We start from the raw sequence: 17,006 nt of genomic DNA on the forward strand, positions 1-17,006 counted from the left end.
AACCATCATGTTTGAACGCTTGATCCGCTTCGCCATCGACCAGCGCTGGCTGGTGATGCTGGCCGTGGCCGCGATGGCCGGCCTGGGCATCTACAGCTATCAAAAGCTGCCCATCGACGCCGTGCCCGACATCACCAACGTGCAGGTGCAAATCAATACCCAGTCCGCCGGCTATTCGCCGCTGGAAACCGAGCAGAGGGTCACCTTCCCCATCGAGACGGCCATGGCCGGCTTGCCCAACCTGGAACAGACGCGCTCGCTGTCGCGCTATGGCCTGTCGCAAGTGACCGTGATCTTCAAGGATGGCACGGACATCTATTTTGCCCGCCAGATGATCAACGAGCGCTTGCAGGAAGCGAAGGAAAGCTTGCCGGCTGGCATCACGCCGAAGATGGGCCCCGTCTCCACGGGCCTCGGTGAAATCTATTTGTGGACGGTGGAAACGCAGGAAGGCGCGAAAAAGCCGGACGGCACGCCGTACACGCCGACGGACTTGCGCGAAATCCAGGACTGGATCATCAAGCCGCAGTTGCGCAATGTCACGGGTGTTACGGAAATCAATGCCATCGGCGGTTACGCCAAGCAATACCAGGTGGCGCCGTATCCGGAAAAGCTGGCCGCCTACGGCATCAGCCTGCAAGACGTGGTGACGGCGCTCGAGCGCAACAACAGCAACGTGGGCGCCGGCTACATCGAACGGCAGGGCGAGCAGCTGCTGATACGCGCGCCGGGCCAGGTGGCGTCCAAGGACGATCTCGGCAACATCGTCGTCGCCAATGTGCAGGGCGTGGCCATCCGCATCCGCGACGTGGCCGACGTCGTGCTGGGGCGCGAGCTGCGCACGGGCGCGGCCACGGAAAACGGCCGCGAAGTGGTGCTCGGCACCGTCTTCATGCTGATCGGACAGAACAGCCGCGCCGTGTCGCAAGCCGTGGATAAAAAGATGGTGGAAATCAACCGCAGCCTGCCCAAAGGCGTGCACGCCGTCACCGTGTATGACCGCACGGTACTCGTCGACAAGGCCATCAATACGGTGAAGAAAAACCTGCTGGAAGGCGCGGTACTGGTGATCGCCATCCTGTTCTTATTCCTCGGCAATATCCGCGCGGCCGTCATCACGGCCATGGTGATACCGCTGGCCATGCTGTTCACGTTTACGGGCATGGTGCAATACCATGTGAGCGCCAACCTGATGAGTCTGGGGGCGCTCGATTTCGGCATCATCATCGATGGCGCCGTGGTCATCGTGGAAAACTGCGTGCGCCGCCTGGCCCATGCGCAGCAGAAACTGGGACGGCCCTTGACCTTGCAGGAGCGTTTTCAGGAAGTGTTTGCCGCATCGCAAGAAGCGCGCCGGCCCCTGCTATATGGCCAGCTGATCATCATGGTCGTGTACCTGCCCATCTTCGCGCTGACGGGCGTGGAGGGCCGCATGTTTACGCCGATGGCCCTGACGGTGGTGATCGCCCTGCTGGGCGCCATGCTGCTGTCGATCACCTTCATCCCGGCCGCCGTGGCGCTGTTTATCGGCGACAAGGTGGCGGAGAAGGAAAACGCCATCATGCGCGCCGCCAAGCGCTGGTATGCGCCGCTGCTGGACAAGGTGATGCGCAACACGCCCGTCGTGTTGACGGGCGCGGCGGTAGCCGTCGTGCTGTCGGGCTTGCTGGCCACGCGCATGGGCAGCGAATTCGTGCCCAGCCTGAACGAGGGCGACATCGCCATCCAGGCCCTGCGCATCCCCGGCACCAGCTTGACGCAATCGCTGGCCATGCAGCAGCAACTGGAAAGCAAGCTGATGGCAAACCACAAGGAAATCGCGCGCGTGTTCGCCCGTACGGGAACGGCCGAGATCGCCTCCGACCCCATGCCGCCGAATATTTCCGATGGCTACATCATGCTGAAACCCCGCGACGCATGGCCAGAACCGAAGAAGTCGCGCGAGCAATTGCTGGCGGAAATCGAAGCCACGGCCACGAGCTTGCCGGGCAATAACTACGAGTTTTCGCAACCGATCCAGCTGCGCTTCAATGAACTGATTTCCGGCGTGCGCAGCGACGTGGCCGTGAAACTGTTCGGCGACGACATGCTTGTCCTCGACAGCACGGCGGCGAAGATCGCGGGCGTGCTGGGCAAGATACCGGGCGCGACAGAGGTAAAAGTCGAGCAGACGACGGGGCTGCCGATGCTGACGGTGCAGATCGACCGCGAGCAGACGGCCCGCTACGGTCTCAACATTGCCGACGTGCAGGCGGCGATCGCCACGGCCATCGGCGGGCAGGAGGCCGGCACCCTGTTCCAGGGCGACCGCCGCTTCGACATCGTCGTGCGCCTGCCCGACAGCCTGCGCAGCGACCTGGAGCAACTCAAACGCCTGCCCATCGCCCTGCCCCTGGGCGCGGCGGCGGAAGGCCGCGCACGCTTCATTCCGCTCGGCGAAGTGGCCAGCCTGCAGGTGGCGCCGGGACCGAACCAGATCAGCCGCGAAGACGGCAAGCGCCGCATCGTCATCAGCGCCAACGTGCGCGGGCGCGATATCGGCTCGTTCGTGGCCGACGCCACGCAGCAGCTGCAGGCACAAGTAGCCATCCCGGCCGGCTACTGGACCAGCTGGGGCGGCCAGTTCGAGCAATTGCAGTCGGCCACCAAGCGCCTGGAACTGGTGGTGCCCGTGGCGCTGGCGCTCGTCTTCGTCCTGCTGTTTGCCATGTTCGGCAATGTGAAAGATGGCTTATTGGTCTTCAGCGGCATCCCGTTCGCCTTGACGGGCGGCATCGTCGCCCTGTGGCTGCGCGACATTCCCATGTCGATTTCGGCGGCCGTGGGCTTCATCGCCCTGTCCGGCGTGGCCGTGCTCAACGGCCTGGTGATGATCGCCTACATCCGCCAGCTGCGCGAACAGGGCATCCCCTTGCAGGATGCGATACGCGAGGGAGCGATTACGCGCCTGCGGCCCGTCTTGATGACGGCGCTGGTGGCGTCGCTGGGCTTCGTGCCGATGGCCATTGCCACGGGCACGGGCGCTGAAGTGCAGCGTCCGCTGGCCACCGTGGTGATCGGCGGCATTTTATCGTCGACGGCATTGACGCTGCTGGTGCTGCCATTGCTGTACCGGCTGGCGTATGCCGTAAGAGGCAGGTCGGATTAGCGGGGGCCGCCGAGGTCGCAAGCGCGTCATCCGACGCATTGTTGACGCTGGTAGCAATGTCGGATGACGGCCTTTCAGGCCTGATCCGACCTACCTGTCCATGGGTGGCGGACGTAGGTCGGATTAGCTCCGAAGGAGCGTCATCCGACACCAGCATCGGCGCCAACAATATGCAGCTTACGGCCGGCGGTAGCCGCCTTCGATCCAGTTCGCCGCGGACGTGGCATTGAACTTGAACGCGGCCGAGGTGCGCACCTTGGCGATCTGTTCGCCGTCGGCGTCGTAGGCGCTCAGTTCAGCGTACGGGTGGTCTTCGTCGGGCACGATGTCGAACATCACCTTGATCTGCCCCTCGTCGGTGGCGACGAACAGGTTCTTGTGCAGTTGCGCGTGCAGCTGCTGCTCGTGGCGGCGCAGCACCTCGGACGCCGTCTTGACCAGGGTATTGAAGGCGTTGACGTCGAGCGGCTTCGGGTTTTTCTTGTCGCGGCCCATGGTCCACGGTCCCACGAGGGCCGGCTCCGGTTCGCCATCCTTGATCATGGCCACGGCCCAGCCTTCATCTTCCTCGTTCTTGATCACGCGCGCCGTCCAGCCATTGCCTACCCACAGGCGCGGCTCCTGGATCGGGGCGTCATTGTCCTGCTCGGCGGATTCGTCGGAAAAGTCGGGAAAATCGGTACTCATGGCGGTGCTCGTGATGGAAGGTCGGGGCTAGCATGATAGTCGAAAACGCCCGCCCGTGCCGCCTTGCCGGCGGCAACGGTGAACCTTCACCACTTCCTTCCGGCACCTTCCCGGGCAACTGTCAGCACATGGACATGGCAGGCCGGTTGGGCCAGGTCAGCGGCGGACCGGGCGGCACCCAGCGCGGGTCGATGGCCGGCAGCGGTGCATGGTAATTGAACGGGGTGATGATGATCGGCGGTATCGCCGATGGCGCGCCGACGGGCTCGGCGCAGGACTGCGGGGCGCTACGCTGGCGCGTGGTTCGATGGCGGGAAAGGGATAGCGATTGATCCCCGGTATCTGCAAACATGTTGCCCTCCTTGCGGGACTGAGGTAATCAGTATAGGACGGCTTGCGCACATTACAAGAAAAGAAATCTTGTTATACATCAGCGTTTTTCCGGCCTCCAGCGCCTTCCATACCGTGAAAATGACGGCCTGTCGCACGCCGCTGGCGGCAAGCGGGGCGCGCCCCTACAGTGTGACCATGCAACACCCCATCCCCCACACAGCGAGGCTTACCATGAAAAAATTGCTCACCTTCGTCCTCATCGTCATGCTTGCCTGCCTGTTCCTCGACAAGATCGGCGCCGCGGACATGCACATGCAGCTCAACGGCGACGAGATCGACGGTCCGCTGGAGTGGCTGTTCGGCCTGGTGTTTGCCGGCGGCGGCTTGCTGATCGCCGCCATTGCGCTGGTGTGCGCCGCCGTCGTCACGGGCGTGGTCCTGGCCGGCGTGGGCGTGGTGCTGATCGCCGTGGTGGCCCTGTGCGTGGCGCTGGCACTGGCGCTGAGCACGCCCGTGCTGCTGCCGCTCTTGATTCCCGTCGCCATCGTCTGGCTGATCGTCAGCCGCAACCGCAAGCAGGCGCAGACGCATCAGCACAGCCTGTAATCACTGCGCCATGAACTTGCTGAGCACGCCGTCACCGCCGCCGTCATTCTGCTCGATGCGGTTGCGCCCACCCCGCTTGGCCCGGTACAGCGCCTCGTCGGCGCGCGCCAGCACGGCGTCGCAATCGGCATCGGTGCCGGCCATGGCGGCCATGCCGATGCTCACCGTGATGGTGAGCACAATGCCGCCATCGATGGTCAGCGAACTTTCCGCCACGCGCCGGCGCAGCCGTTCGGCAAACACGGCCGCCGCCGGCAGATCCGTGCCCGGCAGCAAGATGGCGAATTCCTCGCCGCCCACGCGGCCCGGCACGTCGACCTTGCGCAGCGCCTGGCACATCAGCGCGCCCAGGTGACGCAGCACGGCATCGCCCACGGCGTGGCCGTACTCGTCGTTGACGCGCTTGAAGTGATCGATGTCGAGCATCAGCACGCTGGCGCAGCTGGCCAGCTCGCGCTGCAGGCGGGCATGCTCGTTTTCCAGCGACGCCATGAAGTGGCGCCGGTTCGGCAAGCCGGTCAGGAAATCCGTGGTGGCCAGCTGCAGCAGTTCCGCGTTCATGCGCTTGCGCTCGGTGATGTCGAGCGAGGACACCATGACAAAGTCCAGGCTGTCCGCATGACCGGGCATCACCAGCAAGCTCAATTCATTTTGCCGCGCCGCGCCGTCGAGACGCACGAAGCTGCTTTCGCACTCGTACAGGTGGGCGCCGCCAGCCAGCGCCAGCAGCGCATCGCCGAAACGGGGCAAGGCGCTGTCATCGAAATTCTGTGCCAGGCTCAGCGCGCCGCGGCGCTGGTCGTCCTCGTTGGCACGCACCTGCGCCAGCGCGGCGCCGTTCGCATCGATGATGCGCACCAGCCCCGCCAGCCGCTGCAGCGCGTCCGGATTGGTCTGGAAATGGGCGCCCAGGTCGCGCACGCCCGCTTGCTCGAGAGCATCGAGCGCGGCGCGCACGGCCGACCAGTCCTGTTCCCACAGGGCCACGGGCGCATGGTCGTACAGGCTGCGGAAACGCGCTTCGCCGGCGCGCAGGGCCAGCGCCACCTGCGCCTGTTCGATGGCCATGCCGGCCAGGTGCGCCGCCTCGCTCAGCCGCGCCAGATGCGCCGCACCCGGTAGCGTCGGCTGGCGGTGATACGCCATCAGCACGCCCAGCAGCTTGCCCGAGCCGCCACGCACGGGCTCGGCCCAGCACGATTGCAGCTGGGCCCGGCACGCCAGTTCCATCGTTTCCTGCGCCTCGGCATGCAGGTCGCCGACGATCACGCGCTGGCCGTCGCGCACGGCTTGCGCGGCGATGCCATGCACGCCCTGCAGCGTGTCGAGGTCATGCCCATGGCTGGACAGGTTGAAGAACGCGGGCAAGCTCGGCGCCGCGCCCAGCACCAGGCGGTGGCGGCTTTCATCGAGCAGCAAGATGCTGCACAGCATGGCCGGATGGTCCGCTTGCACGCTCAGCACCACGCTTTCCAGCACCCGCTCCAGCGGCGCGCCCGTGGCCAGCATTTCCAGCACTTGCCGCCGCGTATGCTCGCGCCGCTCCATCTGGCTGCGCTCGCTGATATCGCGGAAGGTCCACAAGCGCGCCTGCTCATTGCCCAGCTGCATGCTGCGCACATATTGTTCGACCACCCGTCCATCGCGCAGGTGCAGCACGTCGCGCCGCTCGCGGTGGCCGTGCGGCGCGTGGGCGCGTGCCCCGAGGAACGGCGCCGCCTGCTCCAGCTGGCTTTCCACATGGCGCACCAGCGCCGCGCCATCGGCTTGCCAGTCGAGCGCGTCGGGCACTTGCCACAGGTCGCGGAAGCGCCGGTTCGAGGTGAAGATGCGGCCATTGATGTTGTCGACCAGAATGCCGTCGATGGTCGAATCGAGGATGCTGCGCAGCATGGCCTGGCTGCGCTGCGCTGCCTCGGCCATCGCCAGCACGCTCGCCTGCCCCTGCTCCAGCTGCGCAGTCAGCTCGCTCGAGCGCGCCAGCGCCGCCTGGGCGCGGGCGCGGCCCGCCGCCAGCAGCCAGGCCGCCAGCGCCAGCACGATGCTGGCCAGCAAGCCGGCCCAGGCCACCAGGCGGGGCCGCGCCAGCACCTCGCCATCGAAGCCCGGCATGGCGCGCACGCGCAAGGTCCAGGCGCGGCCGGCGATGGTGATCGCCTGCCGCGACACCAGGCTGTCCGACGCGGCGGACGACAAGGCGCCCGGCAAGCTGTCATACATCAGGGCCGCCTCGGCCAGTTGCGCGCCGTCATAGATTTCCAGGTCCAGCTGGCGCGCCGCCTCGCCGCCCACGCCCGCCATCAGGTCGCCCATGCGGAACGGCGCAAACACCCAGGCGCGCAAGGCGGCGCGCCGCTGCTCCACGCCGGCATGCGGCAAGCCATTGTCATACACGGGCAGCACGATCAGGAAACCATGCGCCTGGGCGCTGCCGCCATCTTGCACCAGGTGGATCTTGCCCGTCATGGCGGCCTGGCCCGTATCGCGCGCCTGCTCGAGCGCGGCGCGGCGCACCGGTTCGGACCAGATGTCATAACCGAAGGCCAGCAGGTTGCTCTCGCTCAAAGGTTCCAGATAGGTAATGGGCGCGTGCCAGGCGCGCTGGCCTTGCGGGCGCACGGCATAGCCGGGATAGCCCTCCGCGCGCACGCTGGCCTCGTGCCGCGCCAGGGCGGCGCCGGGCAACAGCGGCAGATAGCCGATACCGTGGATGCCGGGAAAGTTTCGGTCGACTTGCTGCACCGCCAGATAAGCATGGAATTCGCGGCGCGTGACTTCCTGCGAACTGGCATACAGTCCCTGCACCCCGTGCAGCACCTGGATATAGGTCTGCATGCGGCCGGCGATGTTGCCCACCAGTTCGCGCACGCGGAAATCGAAATCGGCCCGCACCTGCTGTTCGCTGGCGTCGTGGGCATTGCGCCAGGCGCCATACGTCAGTCCCAGGCACAGCGCCAGCACCAGCGCGGCCAGGGCGCGCGGTCCCACCCAGTGCGACACTGGCCGGGCAAACCACGACAAAGACGCGCGTGTAGGCATGGCAGGCTGACAGGCAGAATGACATCAAACCGCGACACGGCCGGCAACATGGCTGGCCGCGGCTGCACGATTACCATCGGTAGTCGATGAGAATGATAGTACGTTACAGCGGGCGCCCTTGCAATGCTGAATATTGTGCTAAAAAGCGCACATGTTTCGTCGATGCAATGATGCGTACTCCATGAAAATTCGATGCCATGAAAACCATCTCGCGCCCGCTGGTATGATCGCCCCGCAATCCATCAACAAGGAGCCACATTTGCAGCAAGACAGCTGGCAGGGAACACTCTGGCTGGCGCCGGACTTCGCCATCCTGCATGGCGCGGCGGGCGCCACGGACAGCCACGCCCATTATGCGCACCAGTTGATGCTGAGCATGGGCGCGCCCTTCACAGCAGAGCTCGACGGCATCGTCCACACGGCGCGGCACTTGCTGGTCGATAGCCTGCGCCCGCACGCCATCGTGACCGCGCCGGCGCCCATGCTGACCATCTATGCGGAGCCGCAGCGCCTGGGTGGCGCAGCCTTGCTGGCGGCCGCCGCCCAGGCTGGCGCGCCCACGCTGGAGCATATCGCCGCCGCATTGCGGGCCCAGCCGCGCGAGCCCTTGCCCGATCCCCGCTTGCGCCGCGCGCTGGAGCAGGTCGACATATTGTTGTCGGGCAAGGTCAGCGCGGCCGCCGTGGCCGGGGCCGCGCATTTGTCGCTGAGCCAGCTGGAACGCCTGTTCAGCGCCCAGCTGGGCTTGCCCGTGCGCCGGCTGGTGCTGTGGCGCCGTTTGCGCCTGGCCATCCGTTTTATCTTGCTCGGCAGTACCTTGACGGACGCGGCCCACGGCGCCGGCTTTGCCGATGCGGCGCATTTTTCGCGCACCATGCGCAGCCTGTTCGGCGTGCGCGCCGACCGCAGCTTGCGCCAGCTCGACGTCAAGCTGCTCGATTGACCTGCCGGCTACGACCCGTTGCGCAAGCCGGCCGGCAGCTCGGGCGCGCGCACGCCCTCTTCCGCGCGGAACGGTTCGATCAATTGCGGCAGGTAGGCCACGGGATAGTCGGGACGGCTGCCGATGCCCAGGTCCTCGCCCCGCATGCGGTAATCCGGTGCGTCGAAGGCCGTGCCCAGCAGGCGATCCCAGCAGGTAAAGAACAGGCCGAAATTCACGTCGCCGGCCGTGCCGTACTTCATGTGGTGAAAACGGTGCAGCGGCGCCCAGGCGAATACGTGGCGCAGCGGCCCCATGCGCATATCGACGTTCGCGTGCTGCAACAGCAGCTGGATGGCCACGGCAAACGCCAGCACGGCCATGACGGGCTCCGGTATGCCCAGCAGCAATAAGGGCAGCATGCCGCCCGCCGCTTCCAGCAGCAGATGCAGCGGGTGTTTCATCCAGCCATTGAAACCGTACAGGCGCCGCACGCTGTGGTGCACGGCATGCAGTTTCCACAGAAAGTAATAATGGTGGCTCAGGTAATGCACGAGCGTGATGCCGCAGTCGGCGATAAGGATGGCCAGCAGCAGCTGCGCCCAGAATGGCAGCTGGTCCGGCCAGAATGCGCCCAGCGCCAGGTGTCCGGCCAGCAGGGGGAAGGCAACCAGGCCCAGCAGGTACAGCGCCTCGTTGACGAGCGCATGCACGGCGTCGCGCCAGCCGTCGCCGTGCGCGTGGTTCCACGCGCCGTCATACGGCAGGTAGCGTTCGGCAAGCAGGGAAGTGAGCAGGGCCAGCAGCAGCAAGGGCGGCAAGACCCAGAGGGAATAGTGGCACACCGCGATCAGGCAACTGGCGGCGCCGATGAAGCCGGCCCAAAAGACGGGGCCGTACAGCGCGGCAAAGAAGGATGTCATGGCAAGGCGCTCCTGTGGCAAAAACCACAGCATCGCTTGCACGCCTGCCGCGCCGCTTGAAGAAACGGCGCAACTTGCTACATTGCCGCCTTGCGCGCCGCGTACTGCTGGTAACCGTTCGCGCGCAGGGCGCAGGCGGGGCAGGTGCCGCAGCCATAGCCCCAGTCGTGCAATTCGCCCCGCTCGCCCAGGTAGCACGTATGCGTGCCGCTGCGGATCAGGTCGACCAGCGGCTGGCCGCCCAGGTCTTCCGCCAGGTCCCAGCTTTGCGCCTTGTCCAGCCACATCAGCGGCGTTTCCAGCTTCAAACGCGTATCCATGCCCAGGTTCAGGGCCACTTGCAGCGCCTTCATCGTGTCGTCGCGGCAATCCGGGTAGCCGGAGAAATCCGTCTCGCACATGCCGCCCACCAGCACCGTCAAGCCGCGGCGGTAGGCCACGGTGGCGGCCACCGTCATGAACAGCAGGTTGCGTCCAGGCACGAAGGTGTTCGGCAAGCCGTTTTCCTGCATGACGATCTCGACGTTCTGCGTCATGGCCGTATCGGAAATGGCGGAAATCAACGACAGGTCGATCATGTGGTCCTGGCCCAGGCGGCTATCCCACTCGGGCGACTGCCGGCGCATCTGTTCCAGTACGCCGGGACGCACGGTCAGCTCGATCGCATGGCGCTGCCCATAGTCAAAGCCGATGGTTTCCACGCGGCTATAGTGTTTCAGGGCCCAGGCCAGGCAGGTGGTGGAATCTTGTCCACCGCTAAAGAGCACCAGTGCGGAGTCCGTTGCTAGCATAATTTCTTTCTTTTCAGTGTGATTCTGTTCCAATTGTGCGCAGGGAAACATGATTCCCAGTGCAAAAAATACTTATTCGTCCGCCATCAGTTTACCTATTCCGGTAACATGCAGTCAGCATTTACTCATCTGGAGCACCATGTTTTCTGCACGACCCATACGGCATACGGCTGCCGGCAAGGCGATACGACCACGAATTTTGGCACAAGTAGTGACAAAAGCAATGGGTCAACTGACACTGGCGGCCGCCGGCGGCGTCATCTCGCTGTTTCCCATCGCCCATGCGGCCGCGCAAGATGCTGCTCTGGAAAGCGCCAGCGTCACGGAAACGGCACCCGCCCCGCTGCAGTACGAGGTCAAGGTCAACGCCCCCGGCGACCTCGATGAGTTGCTGGAAAAAACCTGGACCTGGAACGCTTCCGCGGCAACCCGCGCATGGACCGCGAGCAATTGCAGCGCCTCGTGCGCGATACGCCCGAGCAAGCCAAAAACCTCATCGCCACGGCCGGCTACTACACGCCCGTCGTCACGGTGCGCGTCGACACGACGGGCGCCAAACCCGTCGTCATCGTCGACGTCGAGCCGGGCCAGCCCGTGACCGTCGACAAGGTCGAGCTGGAATTGCGCGGCTTCGATCCCACGCCGCCGCTGGCCGCTTCCGAACCCTACGATACGGAAGCCCTGAAACGTAGCTGGGCCCTGAAGACGGGCAGCGTGTTCCGCCAGGCGGAATGGGAATCCGCCAAGCGCGCGCTGCTGCGCGAAGTGGTGCAGACGCGCTACCCGCGCGCCCAGCTGGTCGATACGCAAGCCGTGGTCGATCCGGAAACGCACAAGGTGTCCTTGCTGGTCGTGCTCGACAGCGGCCCCGAGCTGCGCTTCGGCGAGCTGCGCATCGAAGGCTTGAAGCGCTACGACGCCAGCATCATCCGCAACCTCGACAAGATACGCCCGGGCGACTATTACAGCGAGTCGGCGCTGCAATCGTTCCAGGCGCGCCTGCAGGACACGGGCTACTTTGCCAGCGTGGAAGTGAGCGCCGACATGAGCAGCATCCTGGGCGAGCAGATCGAGGCGGGCCAGGAAAGCCAGCAAGCCGAGGCCGATGGTGCCGCCGCCGAAGCCAGGCCCGCCAACCGCGGCCCCGCGCCGCTGCTGCCGCTGGTGGTGCGCGTGACGGAAAACAAGCAGCAGAACGTCAGCGCCGGTCTCGGTTTCAGTACGAATACGGGGAACCGTGCCCAGCTCAACTATGACAACCTGAACGTATGGGGCACGCGCTTCAAGAGCGCGCTCACCATGGAAACGAAGAAACAGGCGGCGCACGCCAATTTTTACTTTCCGACCACCGAGCGCGGCTACAACGACAGCGCGGGCGCCTCGTTCGAGCGCAGCGACATTTCCAATGAAATCACGGCCGTCACCACCATCTCGGCCAAGCGCAACTGGGGCGGCACCAACCTCGAACGCAGCCTGACGTTCGAGTTCCTCAGCGAAGACAAGACGGTGGTGGGCCTGGAACAGACGCGCAGCAAGAGCTTGCCGCTGACCTATGCCATCACCAAGCGCAGCCTCGACAGCCTGCTGTTCCCCACCAAGGGCTATGTCATCAATGCGCAGGTGGGCGGCGCGCTGCTGCCCGTGCTGACGGACGAGCGCTTCGTGCGCGTCGCCGGCAAGGCCGTGTATTACCGTCCGCTGGGCGAAAAGGGCGAACTCATCCTACGCGGCGAAATGGGCGCGCTGGGCTCGAAAGAGAAGCGCGGCGTGCCGGCCGTCTACCTGTTCCGCGCGGGCGGCGACCAGTCGGTGCGCGGCTATGCCTACCAGGAACTGGGCGTCAAGGAAGGCGACGCCACCGTCGGCGGGCGCTACATGGCCACCGCCAGCGCCGAGTACCAGTACTGGTTCAAGCCGAAATGGGCCATCGCCGCCTTCTACGACGCCGGCAACGCGGCCGATACCGTCAAGGCGCTGACGCCGAAATCGGGCTACGGCCTGGGCGGACGCTACAAGAGTCCCGTCGGCCCCATCAATGTCGACGTGGCATATGGCCACGCCGTCCACGCCTACCGTTTGCACTTTTCTCTGGGATTCACTTTCTGATGTCCGATATTTCTACCGAGTCCCACGACGCCGCGCCGCCACCGCCGGCGAAAAAACCGCACCGCTGGGTGCGCTACGTGCTGATCGCCGTCGCCAGCCTGGCCATGCTGCTGGGCGGCGCCTTCTGGTTCCTGGGCCGCGAATCGACCTTGCAGATGCTGGTGCAAAAAGTGGCCAGCGCCAGCGGCGGCGACATCCAGGTGTCGGGCGTGTCCGGCTCGCTGTACAACCGCATGCACCTGGGCCACCTCAGTTACCGCAGCAAGACGCAGCACATCACGGCCGACAACATCGACATCAACTGGTCGCCGTTCCAGTTCTTTCGGAAGGCATCGCCATCAGCGAACTGCACGTGGCCAGCCTGTCCGTGGAAAGCACGGCGCCGTCCGACGAACCGTCGACCATGCCCGCCAGCCTGGCCGCGCCATTCAAGATCGGCATTGCCGACGCGCGCCTGGACAAGGTGACCCTCATCAGCCCGGGCGGCAACACGGTGTTTGAAAAGATCCATTTCACCTTGTCGGGCGACAAGTCGCAATGGCAGCTGGAAGACGCCTCGGCCCTGACGCCGTTCGGCCAGGCCACGGCCAGCGCGACGATCGCCGCCACGCAGCCGTTCAAACTGTCAGGCAAGGCGGGCTTGACGCAGATCAACCCTGCCGCCGGCGAAAAACCGGCTGCCCTCGCCTTGCAGCTGGGCGGCGACCTGAATGTGCTCAACGTCACGGCCAAGGGCAGCGCGGGCGCGGCCACGGCCGATGCCCGGCTGGCGCTGGCGCCGTTCGACCCCGTCATCATCCTGCGCTCGGCCAGCATCAAAGGCCGCAACATCAATCCGGGCAAGTTCGACGCGACCTTGCCGCAGGCGGACCTGAGCCTGGAACTCGATGCCGCCATCGACACCCGGCCGGCCAGGCAAACGGTGTCGGGCAAGCTGGCCATCCTCAACCACGCCACGCCGGGCCCCATCGACCAGCAAAAGCTGCCGCTGCGCCAGTTCGAAGCGCGCCTGGGCGGCACCCTGACGGCCACGACGCTGGAGTCGGCCATCATCGATTTCGGCAACGCGGGCAAATTCACGGGCGGCGGCAAGCTCAACCGCGATGCCGTCGATGCCCCCATCGGCACTGCGCAACTGACCTTGCACACGGACAAGATCGACTTGCAGCATATCTACAGCAGCATCAACAGCACGAAGATCGTCGGTGACATCGTGCTCGACAGCGACGGCAAGACGCAAACCCTGCGCGCCAGGCTCGGCGAAGCCAAGCTGCGCCTGGATGTGGAAGCCACCCTGGCCGACTCGCTCGTGCAACTGCGCAAGGCCACCTTGCAGGCAGGCAAAAGCAGCGTCAACGCGACGGGCCAGATCAGCCTGAAGGACGAACAGCCATTCAAGGCCGTGGCCAGCACCAGCCGCCTCAATCCCGCCGACTTCGGCGCCTTCCCCATGGCCGACCTGAACCTCGACGTGCGCGCCAACGGCCACGTGGCCCCCAAGTGGCTGGCGAACGCGGACTTCACCGTGCGCCCCAGCAAGCTGCTCGACCAGCCCTTGTCCGGCAAGGGCAAGCTGACGGCCGATGCGGCCCATTTCAGCGGCATCGACGTGCAATTGGCGTTGGGAAAGAACAACGTGACGGCCAAGGGCAACTTTGGCGGCGCCGGCGAAAAACTCAACTGGAATGTCGATGCACGCCAGCTTTCCGCCCTGCAGGGCGACTTGCTGGGTACGGTGCTGGCCAGCGGCGTAGTGCAGGGCACCCTGCAGCAGCCGCGCACGAGCTTTGTGGCCGATGCAAAAGGACTGGGTTTAACGAGTGGCAAGCGCCCCGCGCCCGACAGCGCCATCCACGCCAGCGGCGAAGTGGGCTTGACGGGGCCGAAGCAGCAGGCGGAATTGAAAATGACGGGTTCCTTGCAAAAGATCAACCCGGCCGCGTTTGGCGCATCGCTGCCCAACGGCAACGTGAATGCGGATTTCAACGGCAGCGGCCGATTGACCAGCGACTGGCAAGTGGCCCTCAACCTGGCCTTGCGCGAATCGACCCTGCAAAACGCCCCGCTGGCCGGCTATGCCAAGCTGTCGGCCAACGCGAAACGCATCGACAGCGTGGATACGGAACTGCGCCTGGGGCCGAACAGCTTGCTGGCTAAGGGCGCGCTGGGCGGCGCCACCGACAAGCTGGCGTGGAAACTCGATGCGCCGCAACTGTCGACCCTGGGTCCCAATTTTGCCGGCGTGCTGCATGCGGCCGGTTCCGTCTCGGGCAAGATGGACGCGCCCGCCGCGCAGCTGACCCTCGATGGCAAGGATCTGACCTTCTTTGGCGAGCAGCAATTGAAAGCCGTGAAAGGCAGCGCCAGCGTGGGCGCCGGCCAGGGCGCACTCGACCCCATGGTCAGCAGCCTGGAAATCACGGGCTACGCCACGCCCACCTTCAAGCTGGCCAGCGCCCGCCTGGGCACGACGGGCACGCGCGGCAGCCATACGGTCAATTTGACGGCGCGCAATGACGATTTCGATGCCACCGTGCAAATCCGCGGCAGCCAGAGCGGCGCCGCCTGGACGGGCAGCATCGACAGCCTGCAAAACAAGGGCCGCTACGCGCTCGTGCTGCAAGCGCCCGTGCCCGTGAAAGTGGCAGGACCGGCCGGCAGCGGCGTGGCGGGCCTGGGCCAGCCCGAGCAGATCAGCGTGGGCAACACCGTCATCAAATTACCGGCAGGCAGCATCACCATGCAAAACCTCGTCAAGAACGGCCCCCGGTGGACCAGTTCCGGCCAGGCGGCCGGCGTGGCCCTGACCTATCTGGCGCAGGTCATTCCCTCGCTGCAGGCGAATGCGCGCAGCGACCTGACCCTGGGCGCGCAATGGTCGCTCGACATGCAGGTGCCGACGGCGAAACAGAAAGATCCCTCGCTGGCGGGCATGCTGCACATCTACCGCGAAAAAGGCGACGTGACGGTGGGCGTGGAGCAGCCGCTGGCGCTGGGCTTGCGCACCTTCGATGCCCGCGTGGATGTCGCCAACCAGCAGCTGCGCCTGGCCGTGAAACTCGATGGCGCACGCGCGGGCCAGAGCGATATCAATGCCACCGTGCAAATGCTGAACGGACGCATCAGCAACGACAGCGCCCTGTCGATGACGGGCACCACGAATATCGATTCGTTGGCGTGGCTGGCGCCGCTGACGGGCCAGCCGGGCCTGGAACTGGGCGGCGCCTTGAAGGTGGCCCTGTCCGGCAGCGGCACCATCGGCGCGCCGCAATTGAATGGCGACATCAACGGCAGCAAGCTGCTGGTGAACTGGGCCGACCAGGGCTTGAAATTGCGCAATGGCGTGCTGCAAGCCAAGCTGGCCGGCGATCAGCTGCAATTGCAGCGTTTGAGCTTTGACGGCGGCGACGGCAAGGTGCAGGCAGATGGCTGGGTACGCTTTGCGAATGGCGAAGCAAGCCTGGAACTGAAGCTGATGGCCGACCGCCTGCAGGCGCTGTCGCGCCCGGACCGCACTTTGGTCCTGTCGGGCAACAGCACCCTGGTGCGCAATGACAAGCGCTTCAGCTTCGAGGGCAAGTTCAAGGCCAACCGCGCGCTGATCGAGCTGGCGCCGCAGGATACGCCCACGCAAAGCAGCGACGTGGTGGTGCTGGGCAAGGAAGTCAAGGGCGGCAAGGAAGCGCCTTCGCTGCCCCTGAATATCGATCTCGAGTTTGACCTGGGCAACGCTTTCCACCTGCGCGGCATGGGCCTCGACGCGGATCTGGCGGGCAATGTGCGCGCCCGCGTCATCAACCGCGCCGCGCCGCGCGTGACGGGCAGCATCAAGGTCACGAACGGCCAGTACGCCGCGTATGGACAGAAGCTGTCGATCGAGCGGGGCCTGATCGCCTTCACGGGCGCCTACGACAATCCGTCGCTGAACATCCTGGCCGTGCGCAAGCGTCCCGAAGGCGAGGCGCTGTCGGAAACGAATGTGGAAGCGGGCGTGGAAGTGCGCGGCACGGCGCAGGCGCCGACGGCCAAGCTGGTGTCCACGCCCAGCGTGTCGGACAGCGACAAGCTGGCCTGGCTGATCCTCGGCCACGGCGCGGAAACGGCTGCCGGCGACGAAATGGCCCTGCTGACGACGGCCGCAGGCGCCCTCTTCGGCGGCTCCGGCGGCGGCTTGCAGGGCAAGCTGGCCAATTCGCTGGGCCTCGATGAAGTGGGCCTGTCGCAGGCCCAAGGGCTGGAAAGCACGGTCGTCACCGTCGGCAAGCGGCTGTCGTCGCGCGCCTACCTGACGTTCGAGCAAGGCACGAGCACGGCGACGAGCCTGGTGAAGCTGCGTTATAAACTGAACCGCCGCATCACTTTGCAGTTCCAGACGGGCACGAACAATGCGCTGGACGTGTTGTATACGTGGGCGTTTGATTAGAGTGGCGGCCTGTCGGATTACGCGGGGC

At 65.4% G+C, this 17,006-nt stretch carries 12 protein-coding genes; 7 read left to right on the top strand and 5 right to left on the bottom strand.

All coding sequences use genetic code 11. The annotated features are described in order from the left end of the window. Positions 1-7 precede the first annotated feature (7 nt). Positions 8-3,148, top strand: coding sequence for an efflux RND transporter permease subunit (locus tag ACRHIG_RS31285; RefSeq protein ID WP_489629012.1), 3,141 nt, complete (start codon positions 8-10; stop codon positions 3,146-3,148). 177 nt (positions 3,149-3,325) lie between these two features. On the opposite strand, the gene ACRHIG_RS31290 is transcribed toward ACRHIG_RS31285, so the two are convergent. Both ACRHIG_RS31290 and ACRHIG_RS31295 read right to left on the bottom strand, forming a co-directional pair. Beyond that, positions 3,326-3,835: a hypothetical protein gene (locus ACRHIG_RS31290; protein ID WP_070217754.1), complete on the bottom strand. Its 510-nt coding sequence runs from the start codon at positions 3,833-3,835 to the stop codon at positions 3,326-3,328. A 121-nt stretch (positions 3,836-3,956) separates the two neighbouring features. Then, positions 3,957-4,187: a hypothetical protein gene (locus ACRHIG_RS31295; RefSeq protein ID WP_475417187.1), complete on the bottom strand. Its 231-nt coding sequence runs from the start codon at positions 4,185-4,187 to the stop codon at positions 3,957-3,959. A gap of 212 nt (positions 4,188-4,399) precedes the next feature. Here ACRHIG_RS31295 and ACRHIG_RS31300 point away from each other — a divergent pair, with 212 nt between their 5' ends. Then, positions 4,400-4,774, top strand: a complete 375-nt coding sequence (locus ACRHIG_RS31300) for a hypothetical protein (RefSeq protein WP_489629013.1) — start codon at positions 4,400-4,402, stop codon at positions 4,772-4,774. Here the strand turns inward: ACRHIG_RS31300 and ACRHIG_RS31305 are convergent, their stop codons facing one another. Further along, positions 4,775-7,813: a sensor domain-containing diguanylate cyclase gene (locus ACRHIG_RS31305; protein WP_475417185.1), complete on the bottom strand. Its 3,039-nt coding sequence runs from the start codon at positions 7,811-7,813 to the stop codon at positions 4,775-4,777. Between the two features lie 259 nt (positions 7,814-8,072). Here ACRHIG_RS31305 and ACRHIG_RS31310 point away from each other — a divergent pair, with 259 nt between their 5' ends. After that, positions 8,073-8,756, top strand: coding sequence for a helix-turn-helix domain-containing protein (locus tag ACRHIG_RS31310; protein ID WP_489629014.1), 684 nt, complete (start codon positions 8,073-8,075; stop codon positions 8,754-8,756). Positions 8,757-8,764: 8 nt separating this feature from the next. Here the strand turns inward: ACRHIG_RS31310 and ACRHIG_RS31315 are convergent, their stop codons facing one another. Beyond that, positions 8,765-9,658, bottom strand: a complete 894-nt coding sequence (locus ACRHIG_RS31315; RefSeq protein WP_489629015.1) for a sterol desaturase family protein — start codon at positions 9,656-9,658, stop codon at positions 8,765-8,767. A 77-nt stretch (positions 9,659-9,735) separates the two neighbouring features. Further along, a complete protein-coding gene (gene queC, locus ACRHIG_RS31320) occupies positions 9,736-10,449 on the bottom strand; it encodes a 7-cyano-7-deazaguanine synthase QueC (RefSeq protein WP_475417182.1) in 714 nt (237 codons plus the stop codon). A gap of 223 nt (positions 10,450-10,672) precedes the next feature. Here queC and ACRHIG_RS31325 point away from each other — a divergent pair, with 223 nt between their 5' ends. Genes ACRHIG_RS31325 through ACRHIG_RS31340 form a run of 4 tightly spaced genes read left to right on the top strand, consistent with a single transcriptional unit; the run spans position 10,673 to position 16,978 of the window. Continuing rightward, positions 10,673-11,047, top strand: a complete 375-nt coding sequence (locus ACRHIG_RS31325; protein ID WP_489629016.1) for a hypothetical protein — start codon at positions 10,673-10,675, stop codon at positions 11,045-11,047. Continuing rightward, positions 10,945-12,555, top strand: a complete 1,611-nt coding sequence (locus ACRHIG_RS31330) for an autotransporter assembly complex protein TamA (RefSeq protein WP_489630902.1) — start codon at positions 10,945-10,947, stop codon at positions 12,553-12,555. The genes ACRHIG_RS31325 and ACRHIG_RS31330 overlap by 103 nt, the downstream gene beginning before the upstream one ends. Next, positions 12,555-13,022 carry a hypothetical protein gene (locus tag ACRHIG_RS31335; RefSeq protein ID WP_489629017.1) on the top strand — a complete coding sequence of 156 codons (468 nt, stop codon included), beginning with the start codon at positions 12,555-12,557 and terminating at the stop codon, positions 13,020-13,022. Before ACRHIG_RS31330 ends, ACRHIG_RS31335 begins: the two co-directional genes overlap by 1 nt. Continuing rightward, positions 12,908-16,978 (top strand): translocation/assembly module TamB domain-containing protein, encoded by a 4,071-nt coding sequence (locus tag ACRHIG_RS31340; RefSeq protein WP_489629018.1) that lies wholly within the window; start codon positions 12,908-12,910, stop codon positions 16,976-16,978. The genes ACRHIG_RS31335 and ACRHIG_RS31340 overlap by 115 nt, the downstream gene beginning before the upstream one ends. Positions 16,979-17,006 lie beyond the last annotated feature (28 nt).

It is taken from the genome of Janthinobacterium sp. C22 (assembly GCF_057919405.1).

Bases quoted from the DNA above. Each gene is read 5' to 3' on its own strand.
- queC (WP_475417182.1), bottom strand. From the start codon at position 10,449: ATGCTAGCAACGGACTCCGCACTGGTGCTCTTTAGCGGTGGACAAGAT.
- ACRHIG_RS31290 (WP_070217754.1), bottom strand. From the start codon at position 3,835: ATGAGTACCGATTTTCCCGACTTTTCCGACGAATCCGCCGAGCAGGAC.
- ACRHIG_RS31285 (WP_489629012.1), top strand. From the start codon at position 8: ATGTTTGAACGCTTGATCCGCTTCGCCATCGACCAGCGCTGGCTGGTG.
- ACRHIG_RS31300 (WP_489629013.1), top strand. From the start codon at position 4,400: ATGAAAAAATTGCTCACCTTCGTCCTCATCGTCATGCTTGCCTGCCTG.
- ACRHIG_RS31325 (WP_489629016.1), top strand. From the start codon at position 10,673: ATGGGTCAACTGACACTGGCGGCCGCCGGCGGCGTCATCTCGCTGTTT.
- ACRHIG_RS31315 (WP_489629015.1), bottom strand. From the start codon at position 9,658: ATGACATCCTTCTTTGCCGCGCTGTACGGCCCCGTCTTTTGGGCCGGC.
- ACRHIG_RS31305 (WP_475417185.1), bottom strand. From the start codon at position 7,813: ATGCCTACACGCGCGTCTTTGTCGTGGTTTGCCCGGCCAGTGTCGCAC.
- ACRHIG_RS31335 (WP_489629017.1), top strand. From the start codon at position 12,555: ATGTCCGATATTTCTACCGAGTCCCACGACGCCGCGCCGCCACCGCCG.
- ACRHIG_RS31295 (WP_475417187.1), bottom strand. From the start codon at position 4,187: ATGTTTGCAGATACCGGGGATCAATCGCTATCCCTTTCCCGCCATCGA.